The organism is Streptomyces sp. NPDC001502 (genome assembly GCF_042894785.1).
GTDB lineage: Bacteria > Actinomycetota > Actinomycetes > Streptomycetales > Streptomycetaceae > Streptomyces > Streptomyces kutzneri.
Genome location: NZ_JBIAVW010000021.1, coordinates 68,039 through 93,197, shown reverse-complemented (window position 1 = coordinate 93,197; position 25,159 = coordinate 68,039). Strand labels below are relative to the sequence as shown.

The 25,159-nt window shown below is 72.4% G+C and carries 24 protein-coding genes; 11 read left to right on the top strand and 13 right to left on the bottom strand.

Annotated elements, in window-relative coordinates; translation table 11 throughout:
• Complete coding sequence (locus tag ACFY0D_RS30630) at nucleotides 1-621, bottom strand: DUF47 domain-containing protein (RefSeq protein ID WP_008742369.1); 621 nt, start codon at nucleotides 619-621, stop codon at nucleotides 1-3.
• A 205-nt stretch (nucleotides 622-826) separates the two neighbouring features.
• On the opposite strand from ACFY0D_RS30630, the gene ACFY0D_RS30625 reads away from it, so the two are divergent.
• Nucleotides 827-1,141, top strand: coding sequence for a metal-sensitive transcriptional regulator (locus tag ACFY0D_RS30625; protein WP_390801236.1), 315 nt, complete (start codon nucleotides 827-829; stop codon nucleotides 1,139-1,141).
• A 316-nt stretch (nucleotides 1,142-1,457) separates the two neighbouring features.
• On the opposite strand, the gene ACFY0D_RS30620 is transcribed toward ACFY0D_RS30625, so the two are convergent.
• A complete protein-coding gene (locus tag ACFY0D_RS30620; protein WP_373045639.1) occupies nucleotides 1,458-1,643 on the bottom strand; it encodes a hypothetical protein in 186 nt (61 codons plus the stop codon).
• 138 nt (nucleotides 1,644-1,781) lie between these two features.
• Nucleotides 1,782-2,615: a hypothetical protein gene (locus ACFY0D_RS30615; protein WP_390801235.1), complete on the bottom strand. Its 834-nt coding sequence runs from the start codon at nucleotides 2,613-2,615 to the stop codon at nucleotides 1,782-1,784.
• Between the two features lie 414 nt (nucleotides 2,616-3,029).
• On the opposite strand from ACFY0D_RS30615, the gene ACFY0D_RS30610 reads away from it, so the two are divergent.
• Nucleotides 3,030-3,242, top strand: a complete 213-nt coding sequence (locus ACFY0D_RS30610; protein ID WP_390801234.1) for a hypothetical protein — start codon at nucleotides 3,030-3,032, stop codon at nucleotides 3,240-3,242.
• Entirely contained in the window at nucleotides 3,242-3,385 is a 144-nt protein-coding gene (locus tag ACFY0D_RS30605) for a hypothetical protein (RefSeq protein ID WP_390801233.1), read from the top strand. Before ACFY0D_RS30610 ends, ACFY0D_RS30605 begins: the two co-directional genes overlap by 1 nt.
• Nucleotides 3,386-3,410: 25 nt before the next feature.
• Here ACFY0D_RS30605 and ACFY0D_RS30600 read toward each other — a convergent pair whose 3' ends face one another.
• The 5 genes from ACFY0D_RS30600 to ACFY0D_RS30580 all read right to left on the bottom strand — a co-directional run bounded on the left by ACFY0D_RS30600 (nucleotide 3,411) and on the right by ACFY0D_RS30580 (nucleotide 8,674).
• On the bottom strand, nucleotides 3,411-4,139 hold the full coding sequence (locus ACFY0D_RS30600; RefSeq protein WP_373045629.1) for a phosphatase PAP2 family protein: 729 nt from the start codon (nucleotides 4,137-4,139) through the stop codon (nucleotides 3,411-3,413).
• Between the two features lie 205 nt (nucleotides 4,140-4,344).
• On the bottom strand, nucleotides 4,345-5,352 hold the full coding sequence (locus ACFY0D_RS30595; RefSeq protein ID WP_390801285.1) for an NlpC/P60 family protein: 1,008 nt from the start codon (nucleotides 5,350-5,352) through the stop codon (nucleotides 4,345-4,347).
• Nucleotides 5,353-5,428: 76 nt separating this feature from the next.
• Nucleotides 5,429-7,141: a serine/threonine-protein kinase gene (locus ACFY0D_RS30590; RefSeq protein WP_390801232.1), complete on the bottom strand. Its 1,713-nt coding sequence runs from the start codon at nucleotides 7,139-7,141 to the stop codon at nucleotides 5,429-5,431.
• Between the two features lie 60 nt (nucleotides 7,142-7,201).
• Nucleotides 7,202-8,014: a thioesterase family protein gene (locus tag ACFY0D_RS30585; protein WP_390801231.1), complete on the bottom strand. Its 813-nt coding sequence runs from the start codon at nucleotides 8,012-8,014 to the stop codon at nucleotides 7,202-7,204.
• A 51-nt stretch (nucleotides 8,015-8,065) separates the two neighbouring features.
• Nucleotides 8,066-8,674 (bottom strand): LysE family translocator, encoded by a 609-nt coding sequence (locus ACFY0D_RS30580; RefSeq protein WP_189973185.1) that lies wholly within the window; start codon nucleotides 8,672-8,674, stop codon nucleotides 8,066-8,068.
• Nucleotides 8,675-8,739: 65 nt separating this feature from the next.
• Between ACFY0D_RS30580 and ACFY0D_RS30575 the strand changes: the two genes are divergently transcribed.
• Both ACFY0D_RS30575 and ACFY0D_RS30570 read left to right on the top strand, forming a co-directional pair.
• The gene (locus tag ACFY0D_RS30575; RefSeq protein WP_390801230.1) at nucleotides 8,740-9,582 is read left to right on the top strand and encodes a pentapeptide repeat-containing protein; all 843 of its coding nucleotides are present in this window, start codon (nucleotides 8,740-8,742) and stop codon (nucleotides 9,580-9,582) included.
• A gap of 332 nt (nucleotides 9,583-9,914) precedes the next feature.
• Nucleotides 9,915-10,967, top strand: a complete 1,053-nt coding sequence (locus ACFY0D_RS30570) for a WxL protein peptidoglycan domain-containing protein (RefSeq protein ID WP_390801229.1) — start codon at nucleotides 9,915-9,917, stop codon at nucleotides 10,965-10,967.
• Between the two features lie 113 nt (nucleotides 10,968-11,080).
• Here ACFY0D_RS30570 and ACFY0D_RS30565 read toward each other — a convergent pair whose 3' ends face one another.
• Genes ACFY0D_RS30565 through iolC form a run of 4 tightly spaced genes read right to left on the bottom strand, consistent with a single transcriptional unit; the run spans nucleotide 11,081 to nucleotide 16,324 of the window.
• Complete coding sequence (locus ACFY0D_RS30565) at nucleotides 11,081-12,580, bottom strand: CoA-acylating methylmalonate-semialdehyde dehydrogenase (RefSeq protein ID WP_390801228.1); 1,500 nt, start codon at nucleotides 12,578-12,580, stop codon at nucleotides 11,081-11,083.
• A 12-nt stretch (nucleotides 12,581-12,592) separates the two neighbouring features.
• Nucleotides 12,593-14,467, bottom strand: coding sequence for a 3D-(3,5/4)-trihydroxycyclohexane-1,2-dione acylhydrolase (decyclizing) (gene iolD, locus ACFY0D_RS30560; RefSeq protein ID WP_390801227.1), 1,875 nt, complete (start codon nucleotides 14,465-14,467; stop codon nucleotides 12,593-12,595).
• A complete protein-coding gene (gene iolB, locus ACFY0D_RS30555) occupies nucleotides 14,464-15,336 on the bottom strand; it encodes a 5-deoxy-glucuronate isomerase (RefSeq protein ID WP_390801284.1) in 873 nt (290 codons plus the stop codon). Before iolB ends, iolD begins: the two co-directional genes overlap by 4 nt.
• A 7-nt stretch (nucleotides 15,337-15,343) precedes the next feature.
• Entirely contained in the window at nucleotides 15,344-16,324 is a 981-nt protein-coding gene (iolC, locus tag ACFY0D_RS30550; protein ID WP_390801226.1) for a 5-dehydro-2-deoxygluconokinase, read from the bottom strand.
• Nucleotides 16,325-16,350: 26 nt separating this feature from the next.
• Between iolC and ACFY0D_RS30545 the strand changes: the two genes are divergently transcribed.
• The 3 genes from ACFY0D_RS30545 (at nucleotide 16,351) to ACFY0D_RS30535 (ending at nucleotide 18,736) form a co-directional block, all read left to right on the top strand.
• The gene (locus ACFY0D_RS30545) at nucleotides 16,351-17,265 is read left to right on the top strand and encodes a sugar phosphate isomerase/epimerase family protein (RefSeq protein ID WP_390801225.1); all 915 of its coding nucleotides are present in this window, start codon (nucleotides 16,351-16,353) and stop codon (nucleotides 17,263-17,265) included.
• A gap of 26 nt (nucleotides 17,266-17,291) precedes the next feature.
• Nucleotides 17,292-18,302 carry a Gfo/Idh/MocA family protein gene (locus ACFY0D_RS30540; protein ID WP_390801224.1) on the top strand — a complete coding sequence of 337 codons (1,011 nt, stop codon included), beginning with the start codon at nucleotides 17,292-17,294 and terminating at the stop codon, nucleotides 18,300-18,302.
• A 233-nt stretch (nucleotides 18,303-18,535) separates the two neighbouring features.
• The gene (locus ACFY0D_RS30535; protein WP_327385327.1) at nucleotides 18,536-18,736 is read left to right on the top strand and encodes a MerR family transcriptional regulator; all 201 of its coding nucleotides are present in this window, start codon (nucleotides 18,536-18,538) and stop codon (nucleotides 18,734-18,736) included.
• Nucleotides 18,737-18,808: 72 nt separating this feature from the next.
• Here the strand turns inward: ACFY0D_RS30535 and ACFY0D_RS30530 are convergent, their stop codons facing one another.
• Complete coding sequence (locus ACFY0D_RS30530; protein ID WP_390801223.1) at nucleotides 18,809-21,046, bottom strand: MMPL family transporter; 2,238 nt, start codon at nucleotides 21,044-21,046, stop codon at nucleotides 18,809-18,811.
• Between the two features lie 146 nt (nucleotides 21,047-21,192).
• Between ACFY0D_RS30530 and ACFY0D_RS30525 the strand changes: the two genes are divergently transcribed.
• The 3 genes from ACFY0D_RS30525 (at nucleotide 21,193) to ACFY0D_RS30515 (ending at nucleotide 24,883) form a co-directional block, all read left to right on the top strand.
• Entirely contained in the window at nucleotides 21,193-21,942 is a 750-nt protein-coding gene (locus ACFY0D_RS30525; protein WP_390801222.1) for a TetR family transcriptional regulator, read from the top strand.
• 308 nt (nucleotides 21,943-22,250) lie between these two features.
• A complete protein-coding gene (locus ACFY0D_RS30520) occupies nucleotides 22,251-22,484 on the top strand; it encodes a heavy-metal-associated domain-containing protein (RefSeq protein ID WP_030384770.1) in 234 nt (77 codons plus the stop codon).
• Between the two features lie 113 nt (nucleotides 22,485-22,597).
• The gene (locus ACFY0D_RS30515) at nucleotides 22,598-24,883 is read left to right on the top strand and encodes a heavy metal translocating P-type ATPase (protein WP_390801221.1); all 2,286 of its coding nucleotides are present in this window, start codon (nucleotides 22,598-22,600) and stop codon (nucleotides 24,881-24,883) included.
• Nucleotides 24,884-25,159: the final 276 nt, after the last annotated feature.

Below are 25,159 nucleotides of genomic sequence, written 5' to 3'. Positions count from 1 at the left end.
TCAGGACTCCTTGACCGCGATGGTCTCCACCGTGTTCGCAACGTGCTCGAACGCGTCGGCCGCCTCTTCGAGCACGTCGACGATCTGCTTGAGCTTCAGCACCTCGATGGCGTCGTACTTGCCGTTGAAGAGCTGGGCGAGCAGCTTGCGGTGGATCTGGTCGGCCTGGTTCTCAAGGCGGTTGACCTCGATCCAGTACTCGGTCAGGTTGTCCATCGTCCGCAGGTGCGGCATGGCCTCGGCGGTCAGCTCGGCCGCGCGCGCCAGCACCTCGATCTGCTGCTCGACACCCTTGGGGAGCTCCTCCACGTTGTAGAGGACGACGAGATCGACGGCCTCCTCCATGAAGTCCATGATGTCGTCGAGCGACGAGGCCAGGTTGTAGATGTCCTCGCGGTCGAACGGCGTGATGAAGGAGGAGTTCAGCTGGTGGAAGATCGCGTGAGTGGCGTCGTCCCCCGCGTGCTCCGCTGCCCGCATCCGCTCCGCGATCTCGGCCCGGGCGGAGGAGTCCGCTCCGAGCAGTTCCATCAGGAGCTTGGAGCCCGTGACGATGTTGTCCGCGGATGCGGCGAACATGTCGTAGAAGCTCGTCTCCCTGGGGGTCAGACGAAATCGCACGTGAGGTCCTCGGGGTGCATTGGATTCGGTCAGGCTGATGCTAGGCGCATCCCCCGGCCACGGCTAACCGGCCGTTCCACAGTGTCCTCCATCGGGCAGAGTGGGGACCACGGGCCCCTGCCCAGGACGACGGGGCCCAGTACCCTATACCCATGAGGGGTATGCATTCCGCATGCACCCCTCGTTCCGGACCACGGGAGGACGTATGACGACCATCGAGGCGGAGGGCTCCGGAGCCGTCCACGGCTATCACCACCAGAAGGACGAGCACCTCAAGCGGCTGCGCCGGATCGAGGGCCAGATCCGCGGCCTCCAGCGGCTCGTCGACGAGGACGTCTACTGCATCGACATACTCACCCAGGTCTCGGCGAGCACGAAGGCACTGCAGTCCTTCGCGCTCCAGCTGCTGGAGGAACACCTGCGGCACTGCGTCGCCGACGCCGCGGTCAAGAGCGGCACCGAGATCGACGCGAAGGTCGAGGAAGCCACCAAGGCCATCGCCCGCCTCCTCCGCACCTGACCGCAGACCCCCAAGCCCGGCCAACCCGGCCCCGCCCATCCCCGCCGGCGCTTGAGGCGCGCCCTCCATCCCAGCCGGCGCTTGAGGCGCGCCCTCCATCCCAGCCGGCGCTTGAGGCGCGCCCTCCATCCCAGCCGGCGTTTGAGGCGCGCCCTCCATCCCAGCCGGCGCTTGAGGCGCACCCTCCAGCCCCGCCGGCGTTTGAGGCGCGGGGTCTGGGGCGGAGCCCCAGCAGCGGCGCGGCAGGCCGGCACACAGCGCGCGGCACACCCGCATCGGCACACCCGCATCCGCACCCCCGCCGGGAGGCGACCGGCTACTGCCCGAGCAGGACCTCGTCGATACGGTCCAGGCTGAGCCGCTCCTCGGCGGCCGCCGACGCGGCGATGATCAGCTCACCACACAGCTCGATCTCGGCGAGAGCAACGTGGTCCTGCACCGTCGTACCGCCTGCGGGAGTCACGCGTGTCACCTCAATCTGCCACCGGCCACCGGCCGTCATCGGTCATACCGCACCGCACCACGCGCCGGCGCCCGGCTTCTCAGCGTAGGGAGGCCGTGCCGTCCCCCGCATGACACGGATGGACCATTTCCGGATACCGGGCCATGGCCCGATCGCGCCGCCCGCCCCTCGCCCGCCTCACTGGTCGGAGATCTTCCCGGCGTAAATGTCCCTGTTTGCAGGCAATACGACGGTCACCGGAGTCCCGAACCCGTAGAGCAGCGTGGTCGACGACACATCGATCACGCCATTGTTGACGTACGTGAACCGGTGCCTGACCTTCCGCAGGCGCCCCTCCTCGTCCAGGTAGGCGTCGAACGGCACCGTGTCCGTGCTGAACCCTTTCGCCGCCGCCTGCAGCGCCCCCCGCACCTCCGGTGACGCGCTCCCCGCGGCCCGCCCGATGTCGGTGATCCCCCGGTAGTGCCGCACCTTGGTGCCCGCCACCTCGGTCTCCCCCACGTACGTCACCTCCTGCGCGCCCCGCAGCAGCTCGGCCGCGACCAGCGGATCGGTGGCCCCGCCCGTGACCAGGTTCCCGTCGTTCAGGGCCGTCGTGTCGACCCGGACCCACTTGTCGTCCGGGACGCCCGCGCCGCGGTTCTTCATGTAGAGCGCGCCCGGCACGAGCAGCTCGGTGATGGGCCGGTGCTCGGCCTTGCCCTTCACGTCGGCCGGGAGCATCACGATGAGCTGGCCCATCCGCTTCTTGAAGTCCACCCCGCCCTCGCCGCGGATCGTGACCCGGGTGCCGCCCGTGGCCATCTCCATGGCCGTTCGGGCCCGGGCACTGCCGGTCCTCGCCAGTGCGTCGGCGGCCCCGCGGACCACCGCCGCCGGGTCCGGCGGAGGCCGGCCGTCGCTCGCGTCGCCCGCGCACCCGGTCATCGTCGTGACCGCCAGGGTGACGCCGGCGGCGAGCACCGCCTCACCCGCACGCCCGCGCGGCCGCCTGTGCTGGTGATCCACCATCGCCTGCCAACCCCCAACGCATGACCGCTGCTTGCCCGAGGCCCCCACCCGCTCCGTTTAACGAGGTCCGGGGTTTCCCGTCACGGGGGCGCGCCCTCCCCGCGCGCCGCCCGCCCCGGTACCGTGGACCTGTGGAACCGCACACCGAAGCGAGACTGGTCCCTCCGCTTGACTCCCTGCCGCTCCCGCGGCCGCACGCGCAGCCGGAGCCACCGGCGGGCCACACCACATCCACCGCCGACCGCGGATCGTTCTGCCTGGCCGTCTGCACGTGCGGCTGGAGCGGTCCCGCCCGCCGCTCCCGCGACCTGGCCCGCAAAGACGCGGCCCGCCACACGCAGCCGTAGCCGGGCGGGGTAGGCCGTTCGGACCGCCCGGCTGGCCGGGGCGGGCCGCAGCGGATGACCTTGATCCATGCCAGGTTCCGCAGCCCGCCTCGCGACCCTTCTCTGGGCTCTGCTCGTGGTGTCCGCCCCGGCCGCCGCGGCCTGGGCCGGACCCGTGGGCTCGGCGGACAGCCCGGCCGACGTGGCCCTGGCCATCGGACTCACCTCGGCCGCGGCCGGGGCGACCGGCTGGTGGCTGCGCTCCCGGTACCGCCGCGACACCGACGACGGTGATCCCTGATGCCCCGCGTCCGGACCCGGACCCGGACCCGGTCCCGGTCCCGGTCCCGGCCGAAGGCGGTGCGGATGTGCTTCGGGGCGGCGCTGCTGTGCCTGCTGGCGGCCGTACTGCTCGCCGTATGGAACGCGTACGCGCAGGGCTGATCCCGGCCCCGCACCGCCACCGGTGTCAGGCGGCGAGATCGCTCTCGTGCGTACGCTGCCCCGCGGGCGGGGTCTGTGCCTGCGGGAGCCCGACCGGCCGGGGCAGCGCGGCGTTCTTGGCCCGTACGAGCCGGCCGCCGCGCCGGGAGCGGGCCACCGCCCGCACCACCGGGGTCAGCGCCGCCATGGCGAGCGGCGCGAGCACGAGCACCACCGCGGTGCCGAGGGCGAGACCGCCGATGACGTCGGTCGGGTAGTGGATGCCCATGTAGACCCGGCACAGGCCCTCGGCGAAAGCCAGCCCGATCCCCAGGAGGCCGAACTTCCGGTTCGCCACGAACAGGCCTACGCCCAGGGCCATCGCGAGGGTGGTGTGGCCGCTGACGAAGGAGAACTCGGTGCGCCCGAGCCCCCAGCCGAAGGCGGGGTCGAGCACTTGCAGGCCCTCGTGCTGGCGAAACGGCCGCGGCCGTCCCACGAATTCACGCAGCGGCACATTCACGAGCAGCGCCAGCCCGGCGGCCAGCGGGGCCCAGACGAGCGCGGCGACGGACTCGACGGCGGCGGCCTCGTCCTGCCGGCGGGCACCGCGCCAGCACCACAGGACCAGGAGCACCAGGGCCAGCAGGATCCCGTACTCCCCGGCCAGGCTCACGACCCGGTCCAGCCACGCCGGAGCATGCCGGGCGGCTCCGTTGATCTCGTACAGCAGGCTGACATCCACGTTCGGCCCACCTGTTGTGAGTCCAGCCATGGTGATGCGGCCCCTTGCCCTTGCCGTGGTTCCCCTGCGGAACGCACCCCTGTGTGCGCCCCTCCGCCCCCCACTTGATCAACCCCCGCGCCCATGGAACGCCCGTTCTGGCTCCTACGTTCCATTCTCCACGCAATGATCACTCCAACGTTATCGAAGAGTGACCCATCGTCGCAGCTCAGGGCCTTTGCATTACGGAGAGTTGCTATGCCGCGCGAGCGGGGGCGGAACGCTCCGGAAGGGCCTCCGCACCATCCTTGGTCACGCGCGTCGCACCGAAGTAGTCCGGGGTGTCGATCTTGTCGAACCGGATCACGGCACCGGTGTAAGGGGCGTTGATCATGTACCCGCCCCCCACGTAGAGCCCGACATGCCGGATCTCCCGAGAGTTCGTCAGATCATCGGAGAAGAAGACCAGGTCTCCGGGCAGGAGTTGATCACGCGAAGGGTGCGCCCCGGCGTTGTACTGGTCGTTCGCCACCCGCGGCAACTCGATCCCCACGGTCTCGTACGCGGCCTTGGTCAACCCGGAACAGTCGAACCGCCCGTCCTGATCGGGCGTCCCGTTGCCACCCCACAGATACGGCGTCCCGAGCTGCTTCTGCGCGAAGTAGATGGCCCCGGCAGCCTGTTGCGAAGGCGCCACCCGCCCGACGGGCCGCTCGAAACTCTTGGCCAGCGTGGTGATGGCCTTCACGTACCCCTGGGTCTCCTTGTACGGGGGCACTCCGCCGTACTTGATGACCGCGTACGCCCCCGCGTTGTAGGCCGCGAGCATGTTCGACGCGTCGTCCCCGGGCACGCTCGCCACGTCCTTGGCCAGCTCGCAGTCGTACGAGGCCGCCGACGGGATCGCGTCGTTCGGATCCCAGATGTCCCGGTCCCCGTCCCCGTCCCCGTCGATGCCGTGGCCCGCCCACGTGCCCGGAATGAACTGCGCGATACCGCGCGCGTCCGCCGGACTCACGGCACTCGGGTTCCAGCCGCTCTCTGAGTACAGCTGGGCAGCGAGCAGGGCCGGGTTGATGGCCGGGCAGAGATTGCCCCACTTCTCCACCAATGCCTGGTACTTAGCGGGTACGGCCCCCTTCGCCAGCCCCATCGTGCGGCCACCCGCACCGGACCCCACGAGGCCCGCCGCCGCCGAGTACGTCCCCACGACGAGGAGCGCCACGAACGTCAGACACAGCCCGATCCCGATCCCGCCGGCCATCCAGAATCTGCGCACCCGTCAACCCTCCCCCATCCCCGTCACTTCAACGTGCGATTCGGCCGTGTCGCATGTCCTACTACCCCACTCGGAAGCCCGAACAGGCGATGCTCGCGTACTTCGTAGGGTCATCCTCGACGTGGTAGAAGACCACCGTCCAGTCCCCAGGGTCGGCGGACAGGGGCACGGCGGGCCACGTCTTGCCCGCGGCGTGCATCGTGAAGTCGTCCGGGTAGGTGAGTGTCACGTCGCCACCCGACTTCCCATGCGTGTAGATGTCGACGGGCTTGCTCGTGTAGCCGACGGCCCGGTTGTCCATGGGGAAGGGCTTGCCCGTGGACGGCTCGATGTCGTGGGGGGACTTGACCGCCACGGACACGTAGTACGGATCCGGTGCGGACTGGGCCATCTCCGCGTATTTGATCCGCATCTTGACGGACGCGGTCCTGCCCGGCTTCCCGTTGACGCTGGTGGTCGACACGGCCGACTGGAAGCCCGCGCCCGGAGACTTCTCCTCGGCCGGCTGGTTGCACTGGCCGACCCCCTGAACGGCCAGGTCCAGGTCGGGGGAGCCGCTCCACACGTAGCGCGAGATCTGGTTGTTGTCGATGTACTCGGCCGGTGGCTTGGACGCACCCTTGGAACCGGTGGCCGCGGGTGGCTGCCCGCCCTGCGCCGCGGGCGGCGTGGCCGTGGCGCCGCCCTTGTCGGCCCCGTCCCGCGCAGCGGCGCCGCCACCACCGTTGCCGCCACTGCCACTGCCGTCGAACGGGATCAGCTTCCAGGCCGTCAGGGAGAGCGCCACCGCCACGGCCACCCCGGCACCGACCATGGCGCCGCGCCGCAGCCCCGCAACCCGCGCGGCCCGCGGCGCCGGGTCGACCGCCGTCGGGACGTACGGGCGACCCGGCCCCTGCGTCCGCATCTCGTGCACCGGAACCGCCTCACCCAGCGCACCGAGCCCGACGTACACCGGATCGTCGATCAGCGCGTCCCGGACCCCGCACCGGGCGATGACCTCACGCGGCCCCGGCCGCACCGCCGGATCCTTCGCCACGCACGCCTCGATCAGCCCCGCCAGCCCCGGCTCCACCCCGGCCACGTCGACCGGCTCGTGCACCGCCCGGTAGCTCACCGTCGTCGCCACGCCCGTCCCGAACGGCGGCCGCCCCGTCGCCGCGTACGCGAGGGTCGCGCCCAGCGCGAAGACATCCGCCGCGGCCCCGGCCTCCGCACCCAGCAGCACCTCCGGCGCCGTGTACCCCGGCGTCCCCGGGGCCTGCCCGTCCTGGGTGAGAGCCGTCTCGCCCACACCCCGCGCGATGCCGAAGTCGATGAGCTGCGGCCCCTGCGCGCCCAGGATGACGTTCTGCGGCTTGAGGTCCCGGTGCGTCACCCCGTACGCGTGCACGCTCGCCAGCCCCTCCGCGAGGGCCGCGAACAACCGCCGGCAGGTGTCCGCGGGCAAGCCACCGCGCTCCACCACCGCATGAGCGAGCGTCGGGCCCGCCACGTACTCGGTCGCCAGCCAGTACGGCGCCGCCGCAAGCGAGGCGTCGATCAGGTTCGCCGTGTACGCCGACCGCACCGCACGCACGGTCTCGGCCTCACGCCGGAACCGGGCCAGCGCCTCCGGATGCCCGGTGATCTCGTCCCGGATCACCTTCACGGCGACCAGGCGCCCACCGGGCGACCGCCCGAGGTACACCTGCCCCATCCCCCCGGCACCGAGCCGGGCCAACAGCGCATGCGCCCCGATCTGCGCGGGGTCGACGTCTCTCAGGGCCTCCACCGGCACGAGCCTGCCACACCGACTCCCGCGCCACGGACCCGGGTTGACGCGCAGGACCGGCTAAGCGCGGGGCGCCACGAAAAGACTCTGCGCGCTCCGCCCGATGGGCCCCTTCTCGTCGTGCAGCCGCGCGTCCGCGAGCCCGATCCCGGCCGCGTCCACACTCGTACGGGCCTCCACGCACGCCCACTCGCCCACCGGATGGCGGTGCAGATGGACGGTCAGGTCACCGTTGATGAAGACGTACCGCCCGAAGTCCATCACCGAGCTGATCCCGTTCCCCGAGTCGGCGGCGATCAGCACCCGGTCCAGCGGCCTGGTCTCCTCCCCGGCGATGAGCGGCACCTTCATCCGCATCCAGCAGGTGCCGGGGCCCAGTTCGACGAATGCGCCCTCGGTGAACCGGGTCTCCATGGCCGAGTGGTAGCCGGTCTCCCACGGCACCGGGAAGAACGGCGTCACCTCCACCTCCCCGGGCGGCGGCAGCTGCGGCCCCGGGACCACGGCCGGCACGGCCTCTTCCGCGACCCGGATCCGCAGGGCCCGCGCCAGCATCACGGGCGCGCCGCCCGCCGGCGCCAGGGCCGCCTCGACCACCTCGGTCCCGCGACCGGCCCGCAGCACACTGGTGGTGATCTCCAGCTCGCCGATCGGCACCGGGCGCAGGATCTCGTACGTGATCCGGGCGACCCGCATGTCCGTACGCGCACCCGGCCGCTCCTCGACGGCCCGCCCGAGCAGCGCGGCCGGCGGCCCGGCGTGCTGCGAGCCCGGGTCCCACGGCCCCCGCGTGTACTCGGTGGCCAGGAACCGCCCGGCACCGACCCTCTCGAAGAACCCCTCGTACCCCTCGTACCCCTCGGCAGCGCCCATGCCGACCACGCTACCGACAGGTAACCCCGGCCACCAGCCCCTGCGATCGCCTCAGCGGGCGAACCCCAGCCCCACCCCCAGCCCCACCAGCACCGACCCGATCGCCCGGTTCAGCGCCTTCTGCGCCTTCAGCATCCGGTCGCGCAGGCGCGAGACGGAGAAGAACAGCGCGACCGCCCCGAACCAGCCCAGGTGCGCCGCCGACATGAACAGCCCGTAGCCCGCCTGCTGCCACACCGGGGTCTCCGGGTTCACCACCTGCGTGAAAGTCGACACCACGAACAGCGTCGTCTTCGGATTGAGCACATTGGTCAGGAAGCCCGACCGCATCGCCCCCAGCCGGGTCAGCTGCGGCTTCGACTCCAGGTCCACGGTCACCTCGGCCCGCGCCCGGAAGGTGCGTATCCCGATCCACACCAGATAGGCCGCGCCCGCCAGCTTGATCGCGGTGAACAGCGCGGTGGACGAGGCGATCAGCAGACCGACCCCGAGCATCGTGTAGGAGACATGGACCAGCACGCCGGCCGCGACCCCGGCGGCGGCGAACAGCCCGGTGGGGCGCCCGTAGAGATAGCTGTTACGGACCACCATGGCGAAGTCGGCACCAGGACTGATCACGGCGAGGAGAGTAATAACGGCAACTGCGATCACTTCTGTCATACGGGGATGCTCACCGCCGCCGCCCCGTCGATCAAGACCCCGAGCACCCGGCGCAACCGAGGACAATGGACGGCGTGCCGAACCACCCCGCCGCCTCCGACCTCCCCGCGCTCCCCGTCCTGCAGGCCGACTGCGCGAACTGCTTCGCGCTCTGCTGCGTGGCGCTGCCCTTCGCCAAGTCCAACGACTTCGCCATGAACAAGCCCGCCGGAACACCCTGCAAGAACCTCCGGCAGGACTTCCGCTGCGGCATCCACACCCGGCTGCGCGACAAGGGATTCCAGGGCTGCACCGTCTTCGACTGCTTCGGCGCGGGGCAGCAGGTCTCCCAGGTCACCTTCGGCGGCCGCGACTGGCGCACCCACCCGGGCACGTCCCGCCAGATGTTCGAGGTCTTCCCGGTACTGCGGCACCTCCACGAACTGCTCTTCTACGTGAGCCAGGCCCTGACCCTCCCGGCCGCCGCACCGGTCCACGCGGACCTGCGCCGGGCCCTGGCGGAGACCGAGGAATGGACCCGCGCCGACGCGCAGGCCCTGGCCGACCTGGACGTCGGCCCCCTCCGCCAGCAGATCAACACCCTGCTCCTGAAGACCAGCGAACTCGTACGGGCGAAGGTGGCGGGCCGCAAGAAGAACCACCGCGGCGCCGACCTGATGGGCGCCCGCCTCTCCGGAGCCGACCTGCGCGGCGCGAACCTCCGCGGCGCCTACCTGATCGCCGCCGACCTCACCCGTGCCGACCTCCGCACGGCGGACCTGATCGGCGCGGACCTCCGCGACACCAACCTCCGCGGAGCGGACCTCCGCGACGCCATCTTCCTCACCCAGCCCCAGCTGAACGCAGCCCAGGGCGACCCCACCACCCAAATCCCCCCCACCCTCACCCGCCCCACCCACTGGACCTGACCCCGCCCCCCAGGCCCGCCCGCCCTCCCCCAACCCCGCCGGCGCTTGAGCCACTCCCCCAGCCCCGCCGACGCTTGAGGCGCTCCCCCAGCCCCGCCGACGCTTGAGGCGCTCCCCCAGCCCCGCCGGCGCTTGAGGCGCGGGGTCTGGGGCGGAGCCCCAGCAACGGCGCCGCGGGCCCCCCCCCCCCCCCCCCCCCCCCCCCCCCCCCCCCCCCCCCCCCCCCCAAACCCCCCCCCCCCGCCCCCCCCCCCCCCCCCCCCCGGGGGGTGGGGGGCCCCCCCCCCCCCCCACCACCCCTTTCCCCTTTCCGCGCCCACTGGAGACCGCCCATGCGCACGCGTACCCGCGGCCGCACCCGCAGCCGCACCCTCCTGTACGGTCTGCTCCTCGGCCTGCTGCTCGGCGGCGCGGGCCTGCTGCCGGCCACCGCGGCGAGCGCCGCGGACAACGGCACGTGGGGGGTGTTCCCGACGCCCGCGGCCGGTGCGGCGATGACCGACCGCGCGTACTTCTTCCACCAGGGCGCGGCCGGGAACACGCTGAGCGACAGCGTGACGATCGTGAACTCCTCCGACAAGGAGCTGACGTTCCAGGTCTTCGCCACCGACGCCGTGAACACCCCGGCGGGCGGCGCCTTCGCGCTGCTGCCGGTGGAGACGAAGCCGAAGGACGTCGGCGCGTGGGTCACGCTGGCGCCGGAGACCGCGAGCACCGTGGCCGTGCCGGCCAAGGGCCGCAAGGACATCCCGTTCACCGTGAAGGTCCCGGCGGACGCGACGCCCGGTGACCACGTCGGCGGGATCGTCGCCCTGGGCACCGCCGTGGAGGGCGTGCAGCAGGAGGGCAAGGTCCAGGTCGGGGTGAAGCGCTCGGTGGGCGCCCGGCTGTACTTCCGGGTGCCGGGGCCGATCACGGCGGGGCTGAGCGTGGAGGACGTACGGGTCGGCCGCTCGGCGCCGCTGCTGCCCTGGATGCGCAACGCCCGCGCCACGATCTCGTACGCGCTGGTCAACCGGGGCAACGTGGTCGTCGAGCCCAAGGTGGCGGTGTCCGCCGAGGGGTTGTTCGGGCGCGAGGTGCTGGACCGGCCCGCCCGCGAGCTGAAGCTGTCCCTGCTGCCGGGCCAGCGGATCGAACTGAGCGAACCGTGGCCGGACGCTCCCCAGTCGGACTGGGTGACCGTCAAGATCACGGCGGGCGCGGCGGCCCACCCCGATCTGGTCTCGGAGTCCGGGACCGACTTCGTCGCCGTACCCTGGCCGGCCGTGGGCCTGCTCCTGGTACTGGCGGGCGCGGGCGCCACGGTGTGGGTGCTGCGCCGCCGTCGCCGCGCGGCGGGCGAACGGCCTCAGTCCGTACCGGACCTGGCCCGGACGCACTGAGCGGCGTGACCGGCGCTGTTGCCCGCGAACGACGTCGTCCGGCGGTCACGGCAGCAGCCCCCGGCCGGGGGAAGGTGGCCGGGGGCTGCTGGGACTGCTGGGGGCGGGGCGGGTCAGTGGTTGCGGGGGAAGCCCAGGTCCACGCCGAGGTGGCCCTCGGCGGGGTCCGGCCAGCGGGTCGTGACGACCTTGCCGCGGGTGTAGAAGTGGATGCCGTCGTTGCCGTAGATGTGGTGGTCGCCGAAGAGCGAGTCCTTCCAGCCACCGAAGGAGTGGTAGCCCACCGGCACCGGGATCGGGACGTTGACGCCGACCATGCCGGCCTCGATCTCCAGCTGGAAGCGGCGGGCGGCGCCGCCGTCTCGGGTGAAGATCGCGGTGCCGTTGCCGAACGGCGAGGCGTTGATGAGGGCCACGCCCTCCTCGTAGGTCTCGGCGCGCAGCACGCACAGGACCGGGCCGAAGATCTCGTCGCGGTATGCGTCGGAGTCGGTCTTCACGCGGTCCAGCAGGGACAGGCCGATCCAGTGGCCGTTCTCGTTGCCGTCGACCGTGAAGCCGGTGCCGTCGAGGACGACCTCCGCGCCCTGGTCGGCCGCGCCCTTGACGTACGAGGCGACCTTGTCGCGGTGGGCGGCGGTGATCAGCGGGCCCATCTCGGAGGCCGGGTCGTTGCCGGGGCCGATCTTGATCTTCTCGGCGCGCTCGCGGATCTTCTCGACGAGCTCGTCGCCGATCGCGCCGACGGCCACGACGGCGGAGATCGCCATGCAGCGCTCGCCGGCCGAGCCGTAGGCCGCGGACACGGCCGCGTCGGCGGCGGCGTCCAGGTCGGCGTCCGGCAGCACCAGCATGTGGTTCTTGGCACCGCCCAGGGCCTGGACGCGCTTGCCGTTGGCCGAGGCGGTGGTGTGGATGTGGCGGGCGATCGGGGTCGAGCCGACGAAGGAGACGGCCGCGATGCCGGGGTGGGCGAGCAGCGCGTCCACGGCCACCTTGTCGCCGTGGACCACGTTGAGCACGCCCGCCGGCAGACCGGCCTCGGTCGCCAGCTCGGCGAGCTTGTTGGCGGCCGACGGGTCCTTCTCGCTGGGCTTGAGGATGAAGGTGTTTCCGCAGGCCACGGCCAGCGGGAACATCCACATCGGGACCATCGCCGGGAAGTTGAACGGGGTGATGCCCGCGACGACGCCCAGCGGCTGGCGGATCGAGGAGACGTCCACCCGGTTGGAGACCGACGTGGACAGCTCGCCCTTGAGCTGCGTGGTGATGCCGCAGGCCAGCTCGACGATCTCCAGGCCGCGGGCGACCTCGCCCAGCGCGTCCGAGTGGACCTTGCCGTGCTCGGCGGTGATCAGGGCGGCGATGGCGTCGCGGTTGGCGTCCAGCAGGGCGCGGTAGGCGAACAGCACCTTGGTGCGGGCGGCCAGCGAGGACTGGCCCCAGCTGAGGTAGGCCTCCTTGGCGACCTGTACCGCCGCGTCGACCTCGTCGGCCGAGGCGAGCGCCACCTGCGTGGTGACCTCGCCGGTGGCCGGGTCGGTGACCGGGCCGTAGTTGCCCGACGCGCCCTCGACGGTCTTGCCACCGATCCAGTGGTTGACGGTCTTCATTGCCTTGCTCCTTCACAGATGGCGACGTCGCTGCGCGGCTTGCCGGTCGTACTCTTCACGGGCCGTGGCAGCGGCCTTGCGGGTCGCGGTCTCGGCCACAGGAACATCCCACCACGCCTGCGGCGGAGGTGGGCCCGACACAGTGTCGGGCGTTCGGGTCTGTACGTAGACACATGTGGGTCGGGTCGCGAAGCGGGCCTCGGTGAGGGCTTCGCGCAGGTCACGCGTGGTGCGGGCGCGGATCACGGCCATTCCGAGGGAGCCCGCGTTGGCCGCGAGGTCCACCGGAAGGGGGTCCCCGGTGTATCCGGAGTCGGGCGCCCGGAAGCGGTACGCGGTGCCGAAGCCCTCGCCGCCCACCGCCCCCGACAGGCCGCCGATGGAGGCGTAGCCGTGGTTGTCGAGGATCACCACCTTGATCGGGATGCCCTCCTGTACGGCCGTGACGATCTCGGTCGGATTCATCAGGTACGTCCCGTCGCCGACCAGCGCCCACACCGGCCGGCCGGGTGCGGCCAGCGCCACGCCGATCGCCGCCGGGATCTCGTAGCCCATGCAGGAGTACCCGTACTCCACGTGGTACTGGTCCTGCGACCGGGCCCGCCACAGCTTGTGCAGGTCGCCGGGGAGGGAGCCGGCCGCGTTGATCAGGATGTCGGTGTCGTCGACCAGGGCGTCGAGCAGCCCGAGCACCTGGGACTGGGTGGGCGGGGCGTCCTCGTCCGCCTCGGGGACGGCGTAGGCCTGCTCGACGCGGCTCTCCCAGCGGGCCCGCTCCGCCCCGTACCGCGCCCCGTACGCCGGGTCCGTGCGATGGCCTGAGAGGGCGCCCCGCAGCTCGTCGAGTCCCTCGCGGGCGTCGGCGACCAGGGGCAGGGCGGCGAGTTTGTGGGCGTCGTACGGGTCCAGGTTGAGTCCGACGAACCGGACGTCGGGGTTCTGGAAGAGGGTCGCGGAGGCGGTGGTGAAATCGGTCAGCCGGGTCCCGGCGGCGATGACGAGGTCGGCCTCCCGGGCGAGCGCGGCGGCGGTGGAGGTGCCGGTGTGACCGATCCCGCCCACGTCGGCGGGGTGCCCGTACGGCAGGACCCCTTTGCCCGCCTGGGTGACGGCCACCGGGATCCCCGTGGCCTCGGCGAAGGCGGCCAGCGCCGCGCGGGCCTCGCTGTGCCGGATCCCGCCGCCGGCGACGATCAGCGGGCGCGCGGAGCCCCGTACGGCCTCGGCGGCGCGGGCCAGCTCGTGCCGGTCGGGCCGCGGCCTGCGCACGCCCCACACGCGCTCGGCGAAGAACTCCTCCGGCCAGTCGTACGCCTGTGCCTGAACGTCCTGCGGCAGCGCGAGGGTGACGGCGCCGGTCTGCACGGGGTCGGTGAGCACCCGTACGGCCTGGAGGGCGGCCGGGATCAGGGCCTCGGGGCGGGTGATCCGGTCGAAGTGGCGGGAGACGGGGCGCAGGGTGTCGTTGACGGAGATGTCCCCGGCGTACGGGACCTCCAGCTGCTGGAGCACGGGGTCGGCGGGCCGGGTGGCGAAGGTGTCGCCGGGCAGCAGGAGCACCGGGATCCGGTTGATGGTGGCGAGGGCGGCGCCGGTGACGAGGTTGGTGGCGCCGGGCCCGATGGAGGTGGTGACGGCGTGCGCCGAGAGGCGGCCGCACTGGCGGGCGTAGCCGACGGCGGCGTGCACCATGGCCTGCTCGTTGCGGCCCTGGAGGAAGGGCATGGCCTCGGGCCCGCTCTCCAGGAGGGCCTGGCCGATGCCCGCCACGTTCCCGTGCCCGAAGATCCCCCAGGTGGCGGCGATCAGCCGGTGCCGGTGTCCGTCGCGCTCGGTGTACTGGCGGGACAGGAAGCGGACGAGCGCCTGCGCGACGGTGAGCCTCACCGGTGGTCCTCCGTTCGGGAGAAGGGCAGCCGGGGGTCGACGGCCTGGCCGTCCCAGCTGCCGCGGATCCAGCCGTGGTCGGGATGGTCCCGGATCAGCCACTCCCGGGTCGCATCCGGTCCGGCCATCACGTTCAGGTAGTACATGTCGTGCCCGGGGGCGGCCATGGACGGCCCGTGCCAGCCGTCGGGGATCAGCACCGCGTCCCCGGTCCGCACCTCGGTGAGGATGTCGGTCTTCCCGGCCGGCGAGGGGGTGACGCGCTGGTAGCCGAGCCCGGGGGTGTCCCCGTGCGGGGCGATCTCGAAGTAGTAGATCTCCTCCAGGCGGGACTCCTCGCCGGCGTGGTGCTCGTCGTGCTTGTGGGGCGGGTACGAGGACCAGTTCCCGCCGGGGGTGAGCACCTCGACGGCGATGAGCCGGTCGCAGTCGAAGCCGTCCGGGCCGGCGGCGGCGAAGTTGTTGACCTGCCGCGAGCACTGGCCCGCGCCGCGGAGCTCTACGGGGACGCCGGCGGCGGGGCCGTACCGGGCGGGCAGCCGCCGCTCGCACCGGGCCCCGGCGAGGGCGAACCGGCCCCCGGCGGCCGACCGGATCTCCGCGTCCGCGTCCCGCGGCAGGTAGACGAAGTCGGTGATACCGCTGAACACCCCTTCTCGCCCCGCCAGTTCGAACACGTGCTGCTCCGCTGCGGGGGCGCCCCCGCAGCCCCGCGCCTCGAACGCCGGCGAGGCTTGATGGGGCAGAGCCCGGCAGCGGACCTGGCACCCGCCCGACAGTGGGAGCACGATCCACTCGCACTCCCCGCTCGCGTGCGCGTACACCTCCCCCGGGGCCAGGTCGAGGACCATCAACCTCGTCCACTCCATCCGCCACTCAGACACCACCGGCACGCCCCAGCACCTCCTCCACCTCGTGAGAGAACGGCATCGCCGCCGCGCACGCCAGCCGCGTGGCGACGATCGCCCCGGCCGCGTTCGCGTACCGCATCACCCGCTCCAGTTCCCAGCCCGCCAGCAGCCCATGGCACAGCGCCCCGCCGAACGCGTCGCCCGCGCCCAGCCCGTTGACCACCTCCACCGGCACCGGCGGGACCTCCGCCACCGTGCCGTCGCGGTGGACCGCCAGTACGCCCTCCGGGCCGCGCTTGACCACCGCCAGTTCCACACCCGCCGCGAGCAGCGCCCGCGCCGCCGCATGCGGATCCGACTCACCCGTGGCGATCTCGCACTCCTCCGCGTTCCCCACGGCCACCGTCGCCGACCGCAGCGCCCGCTCGTAGTACGGCCCGGGTTTCTCCCGCCAGAGCATCGGCCGCCAGTCCAGGTCGAAGACGGTCGTCCCGGTCCGCGCGCGGGCCTCCAGCGCCGCCAGCGTCGCCGCCCGTGAGGGTTCCTCGCTCAGGCCCGTGCCCGTCATCCAGAACACGCGGGCCGCCCGTACCGCCGCCAGGTCCACCTCGTCCGCCACGATCTGCAGATCCGGGGCCTTCGGCAGCCGGTAGAAGTACAGCGGGAAGTGGTCCGGCGGGAAGATCTCGCAGAAGGTGATGGGGGTAGGCAGCCCGGCGACCTCGGCGACCCACCGGTCGTCCACCCCGAACCCCCGCAGCTCGGACCGCAGATACCCGCCGAAGGGGTCCGCTCCGGTACGGGTGATCACCGCCACCCGGCGTCCCAGCCGGGCCGCCGCGACGGCCACGTTGCTCGGGGAGCCGCCCAGGAACTTGCCGAACGTCTCCGCCTCGGCCAGTGGTATGCCCGTCGTCAACGGGTAGAGATCCACCCCGATCCGGCCCATCGTGATCAGGTCGAACGCGAACGGATCGCCGGTGCCGGTCACAGTCAGTCCTCCCATTGGTCCTCCACCCTAAGGTGGCCGTTATGACGTCCTCCCCGCCCGCGTTGACCCGTATCCGCATCGGCTCGGCTCCGGACTCCTGGGGTGTCTGGTTTCCCGACGACCCCCGGCAGACCCCGTGGGAACGCTTCCTCGACGAGGTCGCCGACGCCGGGTACGAGTGGATCGAACTCGGCCCCTACGGCTATCTGCCCACCGATCCCGCCCGCCTCGCCGGGGAAACGGCCAAGCGCGGACTGCGCGTCTCGGCCGGAACCGTCTTCACCGGACTCCATCACGGGGCCGCCGTGTGGGAGGACACCTGGGAGCACGTGTCGCGGATCGCGGCGCTCACCCAGGCCATGGGCGCGGCCCATCTCGTCGTCATCCCGTCCTTCTGGCGGGACGACAAGACCGGGGAGGTGCTGGAGGACCGCACCCTCACGCCCGCCCAATGGCGTGAACTGACCTCTCAGACCGAGCGCCTCGGCCGGGAGGTCCAGGACCGGTACGGGCTGCGGATCGTCGTCCACCCGCACGCCGACACCCACATCGACACTCCGGAGAACGTGGCCCGCTTCCTGGACGCCACCGACCCCGGGCTGGTCTCCCTCTGTCTGGACACGGGGCACTACGCGTACTGCGGCGGGGACAGCGTGCAGGCCGTGGAGACCTTCGGCGAGCGGATCGGCTACCTCCACCTCAAGCAGGTGGATCCGCGGATCCTCGCCGAAGTCGTCGCGCAGGAGCTGCCCTTCGGGCCGGCCGTGGGCCGCGGGGTGATGTGCGAACCGCCCTCGGGGGTGCCCGCGCTGGAACCGGTGCTCGCGGCGGCCCAGCGTCTGGACGTGGACCTGTTCGCCATCGTGGAGCAGGACATGTACCCCTGTCCGCCCGACCGGCCGCTGCCGATCGCCCGGCGGACCCGCGCCTACCTCCGCTCCTGCGGCGCCCGCTGACCCTTCGGAAGGAAGAGGAGTACGACATGAGCACGCTCGGCATCGCCGTCATCGGCACCGGGAAGATGGGCACCGACCATGTCCGCCGGATCGGGCGGACGGTGGGCGGGGCCCGTGTGGTGGCCGTGGCCGACCCGGACGGGGACCGGGTCAAGGAGGTCGCGGGCACCCTGGACGGGGCGACGGCGCACACCGACCCGGCGGCCGCGATAGCCGCGCCCGGGGTCCAGGCCGTGCTGATCGCCTCGCCCGGACCCGCCCACGAGGAGGCGATCCTGCACGCCCTGGAGCGGGAGCTGCCGGTGCTGTGCGAGAAGCCGCTGACCCCCGACCCGGCGGGGGCGCTGCGCGTCATGGAGGCCGAACAGCGGCTGGGGCGGCGCCTGGTGCAGGTGGGGTTCATGCGGCGGTACGACGCCGAGTACGCCCGGCTGAAGGAGCTGCTGGACGCGGGCGGGATCGGGCGGCCCCTCTTCCTGCACTGCCGGCACCGCAATGCCTCCTCGCCGTCGTTCTTCACCAGCGACATGCTGATCAGCGACTCGGTGGTGCACGAGGTGGACGCGGCCCGGTGGCTGCTGGGGCAGGAGATCACCGCCGTCACCGTGCTCTCCCCGCGGCCCTCGGCGGCCGCTCCCGAGGGGCTGAGCGATCCCCGGCTGGTGCTGCTGGAGACCTCCGGCGGGGCCGTCGTCGACGTCGAGATCTTCGTCAACTGCGGTTTCGGCTACCAGGTGCAGTGCGAGGCGGTCGGCGAGGCGGGCAGCGCCCGGATCGGCGACGGACACGCGATGGTGGTGCAGTCGGCGGGCCGGTGGGGCGGCGCCATCGACCAGGACTTCACGGTGCGCTTCGCCGATGCCTACGACCGCCAGCTGCGGAGCTGGGTGGCCGCGGCGGCGCGCGGCGGGGTGGCGGGGCCCGACGCGTGGGACGGCTACGCGGCGGCTGCCGTCTCCGAAGCCGGCCTCGCGGCGGCGCGCACCGGCGTACGAGCCGTCGTGGAGCTGTCGGAACGGCCGGCCCTGTACCGCTGACACCCCGTCAATTCCCCACCTGACCCCTGTGGCTCTCTTGTCACAGGGGTCCCCCTTCTGTCACGCATGTCCGCATTACGCGGGTCTTCCGTCACAGAAGATCAACAGCCCCTCCCCTGTCGTCACTCCGCGTCGTTCCCCGGGCACAACCCGAGTGATCGTCAGTGTCCACGCGCCGGCTCCCCCGACGGCCTCCCGGCCGGCCCCGCGGCGTGGACAAGGAGGTGTCCAGCATGAGCGACCGACAGCTGTGGTCGTACAAGGAGATCGCTGCCCACATCCGGGTCCAGCCGGACACCGTGCGCTCCTACCGCAAGCACGGGCTGTTGCCCACGCCCGACCATGTGGAGGGGGGCAAGCCGTACTGGTACGCCGAAACCGTGCGCGCCTGGGTGGCCCGCCGGCCCGGGAACCGGGGCCGCCGCGAGGACTGACTCCCGCGGCGCCGGGTGAGGGGCCCGTCCTGACCCTCACCCACCCCGCATCCGAACCCGCGTCCGAACCACCTAGGCGCCGGCTGCCACGGGTATCCGGTCCGGCTCCGGCGCCGGGGGCGCGGACTCGCCCTCGCTCAGGCCGAACCGCTCGTGCAGGCGGCGCAGCGGGGCGGGGGCCCACCAGGTGGCCCGTCCGGTCAGCTTCATCACCGCCGGGACCAGGAGGCTGCGGACGACCATGGCGTCCATGAGGACCGCCAGCGCGATCCCGAGCCCCAGCATCTTGGTGTTGGTCACCCGGGAGGTGCCGATCGCCACCATCACCACCGCCAGGATCACGGCCGCCGCGGTGATCAGCCCGCCGGTGCGGGCCAGCCCCGTCCGGACGGCGCTCTCGTGGTCCCCGGTCCGGTCGTACTCCTCCTTGATGCGGGATATGAGGAACACCCCGTAGTCCATGGAGAGCCCGAAGGCGATGCAGAACATCAGCACCGGCAGGGTGGTCTCTATGTCGCCGGTGGCGGTGAAGGAGAGGATCCCGGAGAGGTTGCCCTCCTGGAACACCCACACCACCGCCCCGAACATCGCGGTCAGGCTGAGGGCATTGAGCAGCACCGCCTGCAGCGGTATCAGCAGGCTCCCGGTGAGCAGGAACACCAGCAGCAGCGTGGCGAGGACCACCAGGGCCGCCGCCGCGGGCAACGCGCCGGCGATGGCCTTCTGCGCGTCGACGAGGACGGCCGCCTGTCCGGTCACCGAGGTCTTGAAGCCGGCGTCCACGGCACGGACCTCGTCGACCAGGTCCCGGGCCGTCTGCCCCACGGCCTCGCCCTCGACGGACACCGAGAAGGAGGTGTACTCGCTTCCCGTCGCGGAGCCGGTCGGCCCGTCGACCCGGATCACCCCGGGCAGGGCGGCCAGCCGGTCCCGGTAGGCCGCGAGGCGTTCGGGGCCGGGCGCTCCCTCGGCTAGCACGGTGATACCGCCGCCGGGGCTGTTCGGGAAGCCGTCGCGGATCTGCTCCTGCACCACGTGGGAAGGGGCGTCCTTCGGGAGCTGCCGGTCGTCGACCGTGCCGAACCTGACGCCCATGAAGGGCAGTCCGAGGAGCAGCAGGCCCACGGTGGTGGCCACGGCGAAGACCGGGGCGCGCCGCATCACGAGGGCGGCCGTCCGCCCCCAGCCCCGGCCGGTCTCCGCGGGCCCGGTTGCGGCCGTCTGCGGCCGGCCCCGTCGCCACAGCCGGCGCAGGTCGAGGGAGTTGACCCGGTCGCCGAGGAGCACCAGGGCGGCCGGCAGCAGGATCAGCGCGGCCGCCGCCGCGAGCAGCACCACCGCGACCCCGGCGTAGGCGAAGGAGCGCAGGAAGTACATGGGGAAGAAGAGCATCGCCGAGAGCGAGACGGCGACGGTGAGCGCCGAGAAGAGCACGGTGCGCCCGGCGGTGCGCAGGGTGGCCCCGACCGCGGCGACCGGATCGCGCCCGGCGGCGAGCTCCTCGCGGAACCGGCGGACGATGAACAGGGCGTAGTCGACGGCGAGTCCGAGGCCGAGCGCGGTGGTCAGGTTCTGGGCGAAGACGGAGACGTCCGTGAACTCGGTGAGCCCGCGCAGTACGGCATTGGTGCCGAGGATGGCCACGATGCCGACGCCGAGCGGGAGCAGGGCGGCGACCGCGCTGCCGAAGACGAGGACGAGCAGGACGAGGGTGACCGGCAGGGCGATGAGCTCGGCGCGCAGCAGGTCTTCCTGGATGGTCCGGGTGACCTCGCGCTGGACCGCCGCGGGGCCGCCGAGGGACACCCGCACCGGGCCGTGCTCGCCCTCGTAGCGCGGGGCCATGCGGTCCAGTGCCGCGGTGGCCGTCTTCTCGTCGCCCTGGACGCGGGCGACGACGAGCGCCTGCCGGCCGTCCTCGGAGCGCAGTGTGGGCAGCTGGGTGCGCCAGTACGAGCCGACGCCGACGACCCCCCGTTCGGCGGCGAGTGCGGTCGCGAGCCGTTCGGCCTCGGCGGCCACGGCGGGGTCGTCGACCCCCGTGGTGCCCGGCGCGGCGTCGACGAGCAGGATCAGATTGGGCTCGGAGTGCGGGAACTCCCGCTCCAGGGCCCGCGCGGCGTAGGTGGACTGGGCGCCCGGGTCCTCCCAGCCGCCACTTCCCAGCCGGTCGGCGACGCCGCCGCCCGCGACCACGGCCAGGGCCGTGACCAGCAGGGCGAGCAGCAGCGTGAGCCGCGGCCGGGCCGTGACGAAGCGGGTCCACCCCGCGTCCGCCCCGGAGGACGGCGGTTTCTTGACTTCGGACATGGCTCGGTGTCCCCTTCACCGTGATTGCCAGGCCACATAGACTGGCAAACACGAGCAGTCGCTCGCGTTTCTCAAGAATGCGAGCGATCTCTCGCGTTTGTCAATCACCCACGGGAAGCAGGGGATTGGACATGCCAGGGACACGCATGGGCAAAAACGCAGAAAAGGGGACCAAGGGCTCCGCTGTAGACACCGCCGCCGCGACCGGCAGCACCGCGACGGACAGCGCCTCGACCGGCAACGCCGCCACAGCAGCGACCACCGCCGACACGGGTGCCGGTGCCGCCACCCCGCGCCGCCGCCAGGCCCGCGGCGAGCGCCGGATCTCCCAGCTGCTGGCCGCCGCCGCCGGGGTGTTCTGCCGTACCGGCTACGCCTCGGCCAGCACCAACGCCATCGCCCGCGAGGCGGGCGTGTCGCCCGGCACCCTCTACCAGTACTTCCCCAACAAGGAGGCCATCGCGGTCGAGCTCGGCGGCCAGCTGCTCCAGCGCGCGCACGAGACGCACGGACAGGCCTTCCGCCCCGAGAACCTCCAGCGCCCCCTGCCCGAGCTGCTCGACGCCGTCCTCGACCCGGTCATCGCCTTCAACTGCGAGAACCCGGCCTTCTGGGCCCTCATGCACGGCACCGGCGTCCCCGGCATCGCCCAGGAGCACGAGGAACTGCACGCCGGCCTGCTCACCCGGATCGAGGCCGTGCTGCGCGACTTCTGCCCGCAGACCTCGGCCCACGAGCTCGCCCACACCTCGAACATGATCCTGGGCATCTTCAAGTCGTCCCTCGACCTGATCCTGGCCCACGAGGGCGACGAGCGCGCCGCCTACACCGCGGAGCTCAAGACCGTCCTGCTGCGCTACCTGGAGCCGATGATCACCAGGACTCCCCCGCACTGACCGCCCGGCCCACCCGGCCCGGCACCCGAACTCGCCCACCGCGCCCACCGCACCCACCGCGCCCACCGCCGTACCGGTGAGCGCGGTGCCCGCGCTGCGCGCCCTCGCGAGGCTTCCCGGGTGATCCATTCAGCCAATTACATACAGTTCGCCCATACCGGCCGGGTTTCCCACCAGGATCGAGAAACCGGGAGCCGATACTCGCCTTGATACCCCCCAGGGGTATAGTCTCGAAGTGTCGGGAGGACGGTGGAGCCATCGGCCGCCCCTCCCGGTGACCGGCACACGCCCCTGAAGAGGAGAACGACATGACCGCCGAGACGGACACCCAGACCACCACCGTCTACCGGGTGACCGGCATGACCTGCGGACACTGCGAGGGCGCGGTGACCACCGAGATCTCCGCCCTGCCGGGCGTCAGCACGGTCAAGGCCGTCGCCGCGACCGGCGAGGTCACCGTGGTCTCCGCCGCCCCGCTCGCGGACGAGGACGTCCGCGCCGCCGTGGACGAGGCCGGCTACGAGTTCGCCGGACAGGTCTGAGCGGCCCGCCCCACCCGCACGGCACCCGCGGCAGCCCCGCGGCACCCTGCCGGGCCGTGCCGGCCAGCTCATACTGGTCCCGTACGGCCCGGCCATCCCTCTGGAGCCGGAACATGAGCAGCAGCACAGTGCACGACGGACCGATAACGGCGGTCGAACTCTCGATCGGCGGGATGACCTGCGCCTCCTGCGCCGCCCGCATCGAGAAGAAGCTCAACCGGATGGACGGCGTCGAAGCCTCGGTGAACTACGCCACCGAGAAGGCCCGCGTCTCCTACAGCGGCGGTGTGCAGGTCGCCGATCTGATCGCGACCGTCGTCAAGACCGGCTACACCGCCGAGGAGCCCCCGCCGCCGCCCGCCCCGGAAGCCGCCCCGGAAGCCGCCGAGGAAGCGCGGAGCGAGGCGGCCGAGGCGGCCGAGGCCCCCGACCCGGCACTCGCCGCACTGCGCCAGCGCCTGCTGGTCTCCGTCACGCTCGCCCTGCCCGTCGTCCTGCTCGCGATGATCCCGGCCCTCCAGTTCGACAACTGGCAGTGGCTCTCCCTGACCCTCGCGGCCCCCGTCGTCGTCTGGGGCGGATTCCCCTTCCACAAGGCCGCCTGGACCAACGCCCGGCACGGCGCCGCCACCATGGACACCCTCGTCTCGGTCGGCACGCTGGCCGCCTTCACCTGGTCTCTGTGGGCCCTGTTCTTCGGTCACGCCGGCATGCCCGGCATGCGGCACGGCTTCGACTTCGGCGTCTCCCGCACCGACGGCTCCTCCGCCATCTACCTGGAGGTCGCGGCCGGCGTCGTCTCCTTCATCCTCCTGGGCCGCTACCTGGAGGCCCGCTCGAAGCGGAAGGCGGGCGCGGCCCTCAGGGCCCTGCTGGAGCTGGGGGCCAAGGACGTCGTCGTCCTGCGCGCGGGCGAGGAAATCCGGATCCCGGTGGGCGCGCTCGCGGTCGGCGACCGGTTCGTCGTCCGCCCCGGCGAGAAGATCGCCACCGACGGCACCGTCGTCGAGGGCAGCTCCGCCGTGGACGCCTCCATGCTGACCGGCGAGTCCGTACCGGTCGACGTCGCCGTGGGCGACTCCGTCACCGGAGCCACCGTCAACACCTCCGGACGCCTGGTCGTCGAGGCCACCCGGATCGGCGCCGACACCCAGCTCGCCCGGATGGCGAAGATGGTGGAGGACGCGCAGAACGGCAAGGCCGAGGTGCAGCGCCTCGCCGACCAGATCTCCGGGATCTTCGTCCCCGTCGTCCTGGTGCTCGCCATCGGCACCTGGATCACCTGGCTGCTGATCACCGACGACCCCACCGCCGCCTTCACCGCCGCCGTGGCCGTCCTGATCATCGCCTGCCCGTGCGCCCTGGGCCTGGCCACCCCGACCGCGCTGATGGTCGGCACCGGGCGGGGCGCGCAGCTCGGCATCCTGATCAAGGGCCCCGAGGTGCTGGAATCCACCCGCCGCGTCGACACGGTCGTACTGGACAAGACCGGCACCGTCACCACCGGCCGGATGACCCTCGACGGCGTCTTCACCGCCGCGGGCGTCGACGAGCGCGAACTCCTGCGCCTCGCCGGATCCCTGGAGCACGCCTCGGAGCACCCGATCGCCCGGGCCGTCGCCGCCGGGGCGGCGGAGCGGGCCGGCTCCCTGCCGGTTCCGGAGTCCTTCGAGAACGTCGCCGGGCTCGGCGTCCAGGGCGTGGTCGACGGGCACGCCGTCCTGGTGGGCCGCGAACGGCTGCTGGCCGACTGGTCGATCGAGCTGCCGGCCCCACTGGCCGAGGCCAAGGCGGCCGCCGAGGCCGCGGGCAGCACCGCCGTCCTGGTGGCCTGGGACGGTGCGGCGCGCGGGGTCCTGACCGTGGCGGACGCGGTCAAGGAGACCAGCGCCGAGGCGGTCTCCCGGCTGCGGGCGCTGGGCCTCACCCCGGTCCTGCTGACGGGCGACAACAAGGCCGTCGCCGCGACGGTGGCCCGCGAGGTGGGGATCGACGAGGTGATCGCCGAGGTCCTCCCGCAGGACAAGGTGGACGTCGTACGCCGCCTGCAGGCGCAGGGCCGTACGGTCGCGATGGTCGGCGACGGGGTCAACGACGCGGCCGCGCTGGCCCAGGCGGACCTGGGCCTGGCCATGGGCACGGGCACGGACGCGGCCATCGAGGCGGGCGACCTGACCCTCGTACGGGGTGACCTGCGGGTCGCGGCGGACGCGATCCGGCTCTCGCGCCGGACCCTGGCCACGATCAAGGGCAACCTGTTCTGGGCCTTCGGCTACAACGTGGCGGCCCTGCCGCTGGCGGCCGCCGGTCTGCTCAATCCGATGATCGCGGGGGCCGCGATGGCCTTCTCCTCGGTCTTCGTTGTGACCAACAGCCTCCGGTTGCGGTCCTTCCGCTAGTAACGTTCCTCCTCACGGTCCGCACACTTCCTTCACGGGAGACGCAGATCACAGTGACCGCAACGTAACCATCCGGGGTCGTCGTGGGTCTAATGGGGCGATGCCAAGAACGTCTTGGGGGACGTTTCACGGAGACCTGGGGGGTTTCCGTGGGTATCAGCCGGCCGGGACACGTGCCCGCGGGAGGCTTTGAGCGGCCCTCCCGGACGAACGGGTCCCGGCACACCGACGCCCCGGCTCGGGTCCCGTGGGGGGAATCCGTTTCGGGGAAAAGGG